The sequence below is a fragment of the Mycolicibacterium septicum DSM 44393 genome (genome assembly GCF_000455325.1).
Taxonomy (GTDB): domain Bacteria; phylum Actinomycetota; class Actinomycetes; order Mycobacteriales; family Mycobacteriaceae; genus Mycobacterium; species Mycobacterium septicum.
In genome coordinates this window covers 460,939-472,734 of record NZ_HG322953.1, presented here as the reverse complement: position 1 = coordinate 472,734, position 11,796 = coordinate 460,939, and the positions used below count along the sequence as shown (strand labels likewise).

Sequence of the window (11,796 nt, the reverse complement as noted above, 5' to 3'; positions counted from 1 at the left end):
GTTACCCTATATTCGATCTGCTGACACACCCACCCGACGGGAGCCGAGACCACCGATGACCACCGGTTTTGACCGCGAACAGGACGAATTGGCAAACGGATTCACCCCCTTCCCCGAAGACCGCGCCGAGGTATACCGCCAGGCCGGGTACTGGCAGGGCAAGGCGCTGGACGGCATCCTGCGCGAGGCCGCCGAACGCTGGCCGGACAAGCCGGCCGTCGTCGATTCCACCGGCAGTCACACGTTCGCCGAACTGGACGCACTCGCCGACCGCATCGGCGCCGCCCTGGCCGCCCGCGGGATCAACCCCGGCGACCGCTTCCTGGTGCAGCTGCCGAACACCCGCGAATTCGCGGTCGCCCTCTTCGGCCTGCTTCGCGCCGGGGCGGTCCCCGTCCTGTGCCTGCCCGGCCACCGGTCGGCCGAACTGGGCCATTTCGCCGAAGTCAGCGGCGCCGTCGGCCTGGTGATCCCCGACCTCATCGCCGGATTCGACTTCCGCGAGCTGGCCGCCCAAGTCGCCTCCGAACATCCACGACTGAGTCACATCCTCGTCGACGGCGACCCGGGTTCCTTCCAATCCTGGTCGGCCCTCAAGGATTCCGACGGCACCCCACTGAGCGTCACCGTCGACACCAGCGGTCCCGCGGTGCTGCTGGTTTCCGGCGGAACCACGGGGCTGCCCAAGCTCATCCCCCGCACGCATGACGACTACCGCTACAACGCCGCCGCGTGCGCACAGGCATGCGAAATGGTGCACGACGACGTGTATCTCGCGGCACTGCCCGCCGGACACAATTTCCCGCTCGCCTGCCCGGGCCTGCTCGGCTCGATGACGGTCGGCGCGACCACCGTCTACACCGACGACCCCAGCCCCGAATCGGCCTTCGCCCTGATCAACACCCACGGCGTCACGGTGACCGGACTCGTCAACGCCCTGGCCAAGCTGTGGGCCCAGGCCTGCGACTGGGAACCGGTCCTGCCGACCTCGCTGCGGGTGGTCCAGGTGGGCGGATCGCGGATGTCCCCGGACGAGGCCCGTTTCGTGCATCAGGGCCTGAGCTCAGGGCTGCAGCAGATCTTCGGAATGGCCGAAGGAATGCTGAATTTCACCCGGCCGGGCGATCCGGTGGACGTGGTGGAGCACACCCAGGGCCGGCCGATGTCGCCCCATGACGAGATGCGCGTGGTGGACGAGGACGGCCACGACGTCGCGCCCGGGCAGGAGGGTGAGCTGCTGGTCCGCGGGCCCTACACCCTCAACGGCTACTACCGCGCCGACGAGGCCAATGCCCGGTCCTTCAGCCCCGACGGGTTTTACCGAACCGGCGACCGGGTGCGGATCTTCACCGACGGGCCGCGGGCCGGCTACGTCGAGGTGACCGGCCGGATCAAGGACGTCATCCACCGCGGCGGCGAGACGGTGTCGGCCACCGACCTCGAGGACCATCTGCTGAGCCACCCGGCCGTCTTCGCGGCGGCAGCGGTGGCGTTGCCCGACGACTACCTCGGCGAAAAGATCGGCGCTGCAGTGGTTTTCAAAGGCGCACCGATCAGCCTTGTCCAGCTCAACGAGTTCCTCGACGAACGCGGAGCATCGGCCCACGCCCGGCCCGACGTACTGGTCCCGATGTCGACCCTGCCCGCCACCGCGGTGGGCAAGGTCGACAAGAAGAAGCTGATCGCCACTATCACCGGGTGAGTGAGCGGCCCGCCTCGGGATCGAGCAGCTCGATGATCCGGGCCGTCACGGCCGCCGCGGTGGGATGTTCCCACAGCAGGGTCGGCGGCAGTGACAGCCCGGTCTGCTTCTCCAGCTGGCGGCGCAGCCGGACGGTCATGATCGAGTCCACGCCCAACTCCACCAGCGGAAGGTCGACGTTCACGTCGGCCTCCGCGAGCCCCAGTTGGCTTGCCACCGCGGTCAACACTTGGGCCGCGAGCTGATCGGGGTCGTACTCCCCCGTGCTCGACGACGACGGCTCCGACGCGTCGTCGGGTTCGTCCTCTGGCGCCACATCGGCCAGGATCGGCACCGCTGCGGCTGCGGGCAGTACCGGCAGCACCACGATGTTGGCCGCGTCCTCACGCATCGCCAGGTCGAGTGCGCTCATGGCGTCGTCGGCGCCGACGGTGCCCATTCCGAGTGCATCCAGTTGAGCCGCAACGAACTCCGATGCCGAGCCCATCCCCAGCCCGCGCCACGCCGTCCACGCGACGGCCGTGGTGCGGTCGCCCAGACTGCGGCGGTGCCGGGCCATCGCGTCCAGGAACGAGTTGGCAGAGCCATAGGCCGCCTGGCCCGGGAACCCGGCCAGGTAGCCGCAGGAGGAGAACAGCACCATCCAGTCGAGCTGCTCGGGTGGGAACACCTCGTTCAGGACGAGCGTCCCGTGCACCTTCGGGTGCATGGCGGCGGCGAAATCATCGGAGGTCGTATTCACCAGCAGCGCACCGGCTTCCACGCCCGCCGCGTGGATCACACCGCGCACCGGCGGCAGCGGGCGCAACACGTCCCGCAGGGCGTCGGCCGATCCGGGGGCGCCGACGTCGACCGCGGCGACGGTGACCGATACGCCCCGCTCTTCGAGTGCGGTGACCGCGCGGACCGCGGCCGACTGCGTGTCCTCGGCCCAGCCCGATCGGTCGCTCAGACCCGAGCGCGACAACAGCACGAGACGACGGGCACCGAGATCGGCCAGCCGTTGGGCCATCCGCAGACCCAGCACGCCGGTCCCCCCGGTGATCAGATACGTACCGCCCGGCACACACTGCATCTGGGCAGCCGGGCCCGTGCCGGAAGCCGAGAGACGCGCGGCCATGGCCACCCCGTCACGCACCACCAGCACGCCGTGCCCGGCGAGCGATCCCAACGCCGCCAGCGGCAGGCATCCGTCGGCCACATCGATGACACCGCCCCACAACTGCGGATGCTCGGCCGCGGCGACCCGGCCCAGTCCCCACAACGGCGCGTGGGTCACGTTGGCTCCCTCGTGGACGCCGACGGTGAGCGCCCACAGTCGTGCCGACAGCCCCAAGCGCTGCTGCAGCGCCAGTGTTCTGGTCACCAGGTCGACGGCGGCCTCGGGCGAGCCATCGTCACGCGGTAGCACGAGTACCACCGCGGAATCTCCGAGTTCGCTGGGCAACGAACCGAACTCGACGTTCGACTCCAGTTCGGTGGGGTCTTCCACCGCCAGATACGGCACCGAGGCCGCGGTCAGATCGTCGACCGCGGTCTCCAGCCGGTCGACGTCTCCGCCGACGAGCACCACCCCACTGGGACGACGGTCGTCGCGGGCAGCCACCGCCTGCCACGACACCCGGTGCACGATGCGGCGGATGTCGGTCGGCGACCATTCGCGCCCCGGATTCTCCAGCTCCTCGAAGGCCATCCCGCCGATCGACAGCAGCACCGATCCGGATTCATCGGTGATCGCCACATCGGTCGTGGTGGTACCCGGCCTGCGCCGGACCGACAGCATCGCGGTGGCCGGCGGTGCACCGTGAACCCGAACCCGTTCGATCCGGGCAGGCATCCGCAGTCGCGGCGGCCCGTCGAAGCTCGTCGAGGCGGCCGAGGTGGCCGCGTCCACCAGCGAGGCCCAGGTGTCCGGCTGCGTGCCGTCGGACTCGGAGCTCACGCGGGCCACCAGTTCGCCGTCACCGCGACGCAGGTCCTTGATGTCCCAACCGAATCCCATGGCAGCGACACCGAGTTCGGCCAGGGTGTCGATCACGTGACGCGGCGGCAGTTGCTCGGTGCAGCGCGCGCGGGCCCCGTCGAGGTCGATGGCCAATGCGATGGTGTCGTCCACATTCTCGTTCGACTGGTCGTCGAGGGCGACCACCGCACTGCTGTGCGTCAACCAGCCGCCGTCCTGATCCTCGGCGGTGTCTGCCAGCCGCGAGGCCAGGGTCAGCTCGCGATCGGCCAGCACCACCTGGAGATCGCGGGCGCGCCCGGGTGCCACCGGCGTGCGCAGCCGCACATCGGTCAGCCCGGCGCCACTTCCGGCCGCCGTCAGGAACGTGTTCAACAGCACTGCGGCCGGCACGATTTCGGTGCCCTGTACCGGATGGTCGCCGGGGTACGGCCGGGTGTCGAAGTCCAGCCGCGTCTGCCACATGCGGATCGCGACGGTTCCGGCGACCTCGGTGCGGCCACCCAGCAGTGTGTGCCCGGTCGTGTCGTGCACCGCGCGCCCGCCGGGCGCCGCGGTGGGCACCCGCCAGAAGTGCCTGTGCTGCCATTGCGTGACCGGGAGGTCGGCGGTCCACGGATCAGCCTCGGCGACACCATGTTCGACGCCGGCGCCGTGGCAGTACAGCGAGGCGATCGCGGTCATGACGGCCGGCGACTCCGGCGTGTTGCGACGCAGCAGCGGCACCACCGCGTGCTCGTCCATACCGAGGTGCAACAGCGTCTCGACGATCGAATGCGACACGACCGGATGTGCGGAGACCTCCAGGAACAGCCGGTGTCCGTCCTCGGCCGCCGCGGTGACGGCCTCGGCGAACCGGACCTGCCCGCGCAGGTTGTGTACCCAGTAGTCCGCATCCCTCGGCGCCGTGGAACGGGAATCTGGCAAAGCCGTGGTGTAGAGCGGGATCACCGCGTCGCGGGCCGGGGCAAGCCCTGCGACGTTCTCGGCCAGGGCGCCGGTCAGATCGTCCATCGCGGGACTGTGGAACGCCACGTCGGTGTTCACCCGGCGCACCACGATGCCCTGCTCGCCCCAGGACTGGCAGATCTCCTCCACCGCGTCGGTGATGCCCGAGATGACACATGATTCGGCGGACGCGCTGATGGCTGCCACCACATCGGCGCGGCCGGTCAGCCGCTGCTCGGCCTCGGCGAACGGCAGCCGAACCAAAGCCATGGCGCCGCAACCCATCACGGAGCGGAAGCCGCGGGCCCGGTAGCAGGCCACGGCGGCACCCTGGCGCAACTCGAACACGCCGGAGACCACGCAGGCCGCCACCTCGCCGACCGAGTGCCCGATCACCGCGGCAGGCCGAACTCCCCGTTCGCGCAGTACCGCGGCCAGCCCAACCTGCATCGCGAAGGTCAGCGCCTGGATCCGATCGGTGCCGCCCAGCTCACCCGTGCTCAGCGCCTGGCGTGCGGAGAACCCGAGCTCGCGGCCGAAGACCTCGTCGACCTCATCGATCACGCGCGCGAAAGTCGGCTCGGCCGTGAGCAGTTCGCGGCCCATGCCCGCCCAGTGCGAACCATGGCCGGAGAACACCCACACCGCGTCCCGGGCCTGACCGCCCGGAAGCTCGCCGGTGACCAGCCCGGCACCCGATTCACCGCGGGCCAAGGCGTCGAGGCCGGCGATGAGTTCATGCCGATGCTCGGCGACGACCGCGGCCCGGACCGGTTCGTGTCCGCGCCGTGCCCACAGCGTGGCGGCCACCGGTGCCATCTCCTGGTGCCCGGCCCTCAGGTGGTCGGCGAGCGCTTCGGCCTGACGGGCCAGACGCTGTCCGGACCGTGCGGAAAGCGGGACGATCAGCGGACCGCGCACATCGTTCGGCGTCGTGTTCTGTTGTGCCGGAGCCTCTTCGAGCAGGATGTGCGCGATCGTGCCGCCGTAGCCGTAGCTGCACACCGCGGCCCGGCGCGGGGTATCGGTGCGCGCCCAGGGTTCGACGTCGGTAGGCACCCGAAGGCCGCTGTTGGCCCAGTCGACCGCACCGGTGAGTTGCCGCAGTCCGGCGGTGGGCGGGATCGCCTCGTGATGCAGGGCCAGCACCGTCTTGATCAGGCCCATCACCCCGGCGCCGCCCTCGAGGTGGCCGATGTTGGGTTTGACCGAACCGATGCGGCACCGGTCGGCGTCTGCGCGACCCGCGCCGTACACCTCGGCGAGAGCGCCGACCTCGGTGGGATCTCCTGTGGGAGTACCTGTTCCGTGTGCCTCGACATATCCGACGCCGGCCGGATCCACACCCGACATCCGGCACGCGAGCCGGAACATATCCGCCTGGGCCGCGCCGTTGGGAGACATGATGCCCACGGTGCGCCCGTCCTGGGCGGTGGCACCGCCACGCACCACGGCCAGGATGCGGTCACCATCGCGTTCGGCGTCCGCGAGCCGTTTGAGCACCACCACGCCCGCACCTTCGCCGCGCCCGTAGCCGTCCGCGGCGGCGTCGAAGGTCTTGCAGCGGCCGTCGGGGGCGGTGGCCCCGGCCTCGTCGAGCACCCGGGTCAGACCCGGGCCGATCAGTGCGCTGACCCCGCCGGCCAGGGCCAGCGACGTCTCGCCGGCCCGCAGCATCTGGCACGCCTGATGCACCGCGACCAGTGAGGCCGCGCATGCGGCGTCCAGCGCCACGCTCGGCCCGCGCAGATCGAGCAAATGCGAGACCCGGTTGGCGATACCGCACAACGAGGTTCCGATGCCGGTCCACGCGTCGATCCCGGGCAGGTCCTCCATGATCAACTTGCCGTAGTCGTCGGAGTTGACGCCCATCAGCACAGCGGTGTCGCTGCCCGCCAGCGCCCTCGGCGAGACCCCTGCGTGCTCGAGCGCCTCCCAGCTGACCTCGAGCGCCAGCCGCTGCTGGGGATCCATCACCTCGGCCTCACGCGGTGAGACACCGAAGAACTCGGCGTCGAATCCGGCCAGGTCGTCCAGGAAGGTGCCCAGCCGCGTGACTTCGCGCAGCACTGCCGCATTCCGCGGATCGCGCCGCAGGTAGGGCTCCCACCGCTCCTCGGGCACCTCGGTGATGTTGCTGCGCCCTTCCAGCAGGAAATTCCAGAAGTCCGAGTGCGTGGCGACGCTGCCGGCGACACGGCAGCCCAGTCCGATGACGGCGATGGGTTCAGGGGTCGAAGTGTCGGGTCCCATGTCAGCAGGACCCGGCCGCGAGGTAAGCCTGGATAGGCTTGCCTAAATACGCTGCCGACATGCGGACAATAGTGGCACACGATCGGAGAGAGCAGGAGTTCTACCTCAGAACCAACTGTGAATCTCCTGGGAAGCCCCCCAGGCGGCGATGACGTGCGGCTTTGCCGGTCGAGGCGGCGGTTTTGACTACCCGTTCAGCCTCGCCGACGACTGCCGTCGGCGTGTTAGCTCACTCACATGCCGGCTCGGCTCCCTCGATGAGGTACGGCGACAACGTGCTCAGCTTTTCGCAGGTCTCCTCGAACTCGCGGTCGGGCGTGGACTCGGCGATGATGCCGGCGCCGGCCCGCAGCCAGGTGTGTCCGTCGGCTTCATACGCCGCCCGTAGCGCGAGCGCCGCGTCGAGGGAACCGTCGGCCGAGAACATCGCCACCGCCCCCGAATACAACCCACGGGGCAGTTCGTCGTGCCGCAGGATCGCATCGACCCCCTCGGCCTTGGGGATGCCCGATGCCGTCACCGCCGGGAACAGCGCTTCCAGCGCGTCCATGCGATCCATCGACGGGTCGAGGCGAGCGCCCACCGTGGACCCCAGGTGCTGCACGCTTCCGCGCTCACGAATGGTCATGAAGTCGGTGACCGTCGCCGTGCCGGGTTCGGCGACCTCGGCAATCTCCTTGAGCGAACTGCGCACGGATATCGCATGTTCGACGATTTCCTTGGAGTTGGACTCAAGATCGTCGCGGGCCGCCTGATCGTTGGCTGCGCCGCGACCGAGCGCACGGGTTCCGGCCAGCGGTTCGGTCACCACGAGCCCGTCCTGGTGCACGGCGGCGACGAGTTCGGGGCTGTAGCCGAGCGCACGAAGTGAGCCGAGCCGCAACAGGAATGAACGTGCCGGGTTGTTGTGCCGGCGCCCCAGCCGGTAGGTCGACGGGAAGTCGAGCCGGAACGGCACGTCGAAGCGCCGCGACAGAATGACCTTCTGATACCGCCCCCGGCCGATCTCGTCGATCGCCGCTGCTACCCGGTCACGGTAGCCACTGCTGTCCTGCCGGATGTCGACGCCGCGGGGGTCGGCCGCGGGCGGGAGCCCCTCGGCGATCAGTCGCCGCACGACATCGTGGTCGCTCTCACGGCCACCGAGCACGGTGACCCGTTCCGCGGTGACCTCGATCTGGGTCAGCGGACTGAAGACCCGCGCCAGCGGAGTCTTCGGCGGCAATCGGTCTTCGAGACCGAACTTGAACGCGCCGAATTCGAATGCGACCCAGCCGAATGCGGTGTCGGCGTGGGTTTCGGAGTCGGCGAGCATCAGATCCAGCGCTTCGCCGAGTACGGCGCCCGGCCTACCGGTCCATGGCCGACGGGCCGCTACGGCTCCGTCGCGGGTGAGCCGCAGTTCATCGCTGTCCAACTCGACACCGCATTGCGCACCGGAAGCCAGAATCCACCGGTTTCCCCGCTCGTACACCACGTAATCACTGCCGTCGTCGGACAACGCGCGAGCGATCTCGGCGACCAGGTCGGCTGGGCCGATGTCACCCGCGGACAGCTCGAACGAGGCGAGCGCGGCCGAAGCATTGCAGTCAGCTTGGTCGTTCTTGGTGAGCATTTGGCAAAGCTTAGCCTCGCCTTACCCATTGCGCAGACCTACGTATTTACTACGGAATCAATATCTTTCGCATAGCGGTCTCCCAATCAAGGCACAGTCAACTCACAGATACCCCACAGAATGTCGCCGGCGGGCTCCGCCGGCTACCCCAACAGGTCCCGGACGACCCCGTCGGCGAGCAGACGACCACGGTCGGTCAGCACCAGGGCGTCCCGCTGCCGCAGGAGAAGCCCTTCACCACAAAGAGTTTCGGCGCGAACCTGTTCGCCGGTATCGAGTAGTGCCACCGGGAGACCGCCACGAAGCCTGACCCGCAGCATCACTTCCTCCACATGCCGGTCGCGAGCATCGAGCTTCTCGAAATCGGCGATGGGCAACCGGTCTTCAGCCAAATCCTGTGCATAAGCATTGGGGTGCTTGACATTCCACCACCGGGTATCCCCGAGGAAACCGTGCGCTCCGGGACCGGCGCCCCACCACTCGCCACCGCCCCAGTAGCCGAGGTTGTGCCGGCACTCTCCGCCTTCGGTGCTCCAGTTCGACACCTCGTACCAGTGCAGGCCCGCCGCCGAGAGCCGGCTGTCGAGCAGTTCGTAGCGCTGCGCGAGCACGTCGTCGTCAGGCCGGGCGATCTCGCCACGACGCACCCGGCGGGCCAGGGCGGTGCCGTCCTCGACGATCAGCGAATAGGCGGACACGTGGTCGACACCTGCACCCACCGCGACGTCGATCGAGCGCCGCAGATCGTCGTCGGTCTCCCCCGGCGTGCCGTAGATGAGATCGATGTTGACGTGTTCGAACCCCGCGGCCCTGGCCTCCACCGCCGCCGCAGGCGCGCGCCCCGGGGAGTGCGTCCGATCCAGCACCGCCAACACCTGCGGCGCCGCCGACTGCATGCCCAGGGACACCCGGGTGTAGCCGGCCTCGCGCAACGTCGCGAACATCTCCGGCGAGGTGGACTCCGGGTTGGCTTCGGTGGTCACCTCGGCGCCGACCGCCAGGTCGAAGTTGTCGCGGACGGCTCCGAGCACCGCGGCCAGGCCGGCACCGCCGAGCAACGAGGGCGTGCCGCCGCCGACGAACACCGTCTGCACGGGCACGGAACCGACCCTTTCGGCCGCCAGCCGCAGTTCCACGCGCAACGCGGCCAGCCAGCCATCGGGGTTCGCACCACCCAGTTCGGCGGGTGTGTAGGTGTTGAAGTCGCAGTATCCGCACCGCGTCGCGCAGAACGGGACGTGGATGTAGATGCCGAACGCGCGACCTGGCAGGTGGGCCAACTCGGGTTGGCCGACAGGCGCGGTACGGGTGCTCATGATTTGATTTTCCCAGACTGTCCAGCGCGGACTTTTGCTCACCCTGAGCGCAAATATGGCCCGGTTAGGGCAGGTGACGACAATCGTGGCACAATGGCGACGTGACTGCCGCCCACAACAGCACCACCCGCATTCAGCTGGTGGCCCGTCGGCATGTCGATTTCAAGCGCGTCTGTAGCTGTTGCTGTCTGCCTTAATCGTGCGTTGATTTCGGAACCCGCCCGCCCAATACATTCAGCTGGCCGCCGGATCTGCGCCGCCGGACAGCCCCACCGGCGATAAGCGCATTCCAGCGGTCGGTTCCATAAGAGGAGCCAAGCAATGACCGAGGTTCAAGCCCAGCCACGACCCGCGAAGACTCGCGACGAGGGTCAGTGGGCGCTGGGTAGCCGCGATCCGCTGAACCCCAACGAGGTGTTCAAACAGGAGGATGACGCCCTCAACGTCCGGGCCCGCATCCTCGATGTCTACTCCAAGCAGGGCTTCGACAGCATCGACAAGACCGACCTGCGCGGCCGGATGCGCTGGATGGGCCTGTACACCCAGCGCGAGCAGGGCTATGACGGCACCTTCACCGGTGACGACAACGCCGAACTGTTGGAGGCCCCGTACTTCATGATGCGGGTGCGCTCCGACGGCGGCGCACTGACCGCCAAGTCGCTGCGCACGCTCGGCGAGATTTCGACCGAATTTGCCAGAGACACCGCTGACATCACCGACCGGGAGAACATCCAGTACCACTGGATCCGCATCGAGGACGTGCCGGAGATCTGGCGCCGGCTCGAAGAGGTCGGTCTGCAGACCACCGAGGCCTGCGGCGACTGCCCCCGCGTCGTCCTGGGTTCGCCGCTGGCCGGTGAATCTCTCGACGAGGTGCTCGATCCGACGCCCGCGCTGGAAGAGATCGTCCGCCGCTACATCGGCAACCCGCTGCTGTCGAACCTGCCGCGCAAGTTCAAGACCGCGATCTCGGGTCTGCAAGACGTGGCACACGAGATCAACGACGTGGCGTTCATCGGGGTCAACCACCCCGAGCACGGCCCCGGCCTCGACGTGTGGGTCGGAGGTGGCCTGTCCACCAACCCGATGCTGGCCCAGCGCCTGGGTGTCTGGGTGCCGCTGGACGAGGTGCCCGACGTCTGGGAAGGCGTCACCTCGATCTTCCGCGACTACGGCTACCGCCGCCTGCGCAACAAGGCCCGGCTGAAGTTCCTGGTCAAGGACTGGGGCCCGCAGAAGTTCCGCGAGGTGCTGGAGACCGAGTACCTCAAGCGCAAGCTGATCGACGGTCCCGCGCCCGAGCAGGTGCCCCACAACATCGACCATGTCGGCGTGCAGAAGCTCAAGAACGGCCTCAACGCTGTCGGCGTCGCACCGATCGCCGGCCGGGTGTCCGGCACCATCCTGACCAAGGTCGCCGATCTGGCCGAGGCCGCGGGGTCCGACCGAATCCGGTTGACCCCCTACCAGAAGCTGATCGTGCTCGACGTGCCCGACGACAAGCTGGCCGAACTGCGCGCCGGCCTCGACGCGCTGGGACTGTCCTCGACCCCGTCGCGCTGGCGGCAGAACGTGATGGCCTGCACCGGCATCGAGTACTGCAAGCTGTCCTTCGCCGAGACCCGGGTGCGGGCCCAGAGCCTGGTACCCGATCTGGAGGAACGCCTCGCCGACCTGAACTCGACGCTGGACGTGCCGGTGACCGTCAACCTCAACGGCTGCCCGAACTCGTGCGCCCGCATCCAGATCGCGGATATCGGCTTCAAGGGGCAGATGATCGACGACGGCGATGGGCCCGAGGAGGGCTTCCAGGTTCATCTGGGCGGCAGCCTCGGCCTGGACAGCGGATTCGGCCGCAAGTTGCGCCAGCACAAGGTGTTGTCCACCGAGCTCGGTGACTACGTCGAGCGGGTTGTCCGCAACTTCGTGAAACAACGCGAGGACGGCGAGCGTTTCGCCCAGTGGGCCGTTCGGGCCGACGAGGCGGACTTGAGGTGAA

The 11,796-nt window shown here is 68.6% G+C and carries 6 protein-coding genes; 3 read left to right on the top strand and 3 right to left on the bottom strand.

The features are described from left to right. The first annotated feature begins 55 nt into the window (after window positions 1-55). Window positions 56-1,702, top strand: a complete 1,647-nt coding sequence (locus TX88_RS29090) for a (2,3-dihydroxybenzoyl)adenylate synthase (protein ID WP_044523064.1) — start codon at window positions 56-58, stop codon at window positions 1,700-1,702. On the opposite strand, the gene TX88_RS29085 is transcribed toward TX88_RS29090, so the two are convergent. From TX88_RS29085 to hemW, 3 genes are all read right to left on the bottom strand, one after another. Beyond that, the gene (locus TX88_RS29085) at window positions 1,692-6,866 is read right to left on the bottom strand and encodes a type I polyketide synthase (RefSeq protein ID WP_044523059.1); all 5,175 of its coding nucleotides are present in this window, start codon (window positions 6,864-6,866) and stop codon (window positions 1,692-1,694) included. The two genes, TX88_RS29090 and TX88_RS29085, sit on opposite strands and share 11 nt — an antisense overlap. A gap of 229 nt (window positions 6,867-7,095) precedes the next feature. Next, a complete protein-coding gene (locus tag TX88_RS29080) occupies window positions 7,096-8,481 on the bottom strand; it encodes a salicylate synthase (RefSeq protein WP_044523054.1) in 1,386 nt (461 codons plus the stop codon). A gap of 143 nt (window positions 8,482-8,624) precedes the next feature. Further along, a complete protein-coding gene (gene hemW / locus TX88_RS29075) occupies window positions 8,625-9,797 on the bottom strand; it encodes a radical SAM family heme chaperone HemW (RefSeq protein WP_044523053.1) in 1,173 nt (390 codons plus the stop codon). A 101-nt stretch (window positions 9,798-9,898) separates the two neighbouring features. Here hemW and TX88_RS35780 point away from each other — a divergent pair, with 101 nt between their 5' ends. Both TX88_RS35780 and TX88_RS29070 read left to right on the top strand, forming a co-directional pair. Continuing rightward, complete coding sequence (locus TX88_RS35780) at window positions 9,899-9,994, top strand: Ms4527A family Cys-rich leader peptide (protein WP_407939279.1); 96 nt, start codon at window positions 9,899-9,901, stop codon at window positions 9,992-9,994. 124 nt (window positions 9,995-10,118) lie between these two features. Continuing rightward, window positions 10,119-11,795, top strand: a complete 1,677-nt coding sequence (locus tag TX88_RS29070) for a nitrite/sulfite reductase (protein WP_044523047.1) — start codon at window positions 10,119-10,121, stop codon at window positions 11,793-11,795. The last annotated feature ends 1 nt before the right edge of the window (window position 11,796 follow it).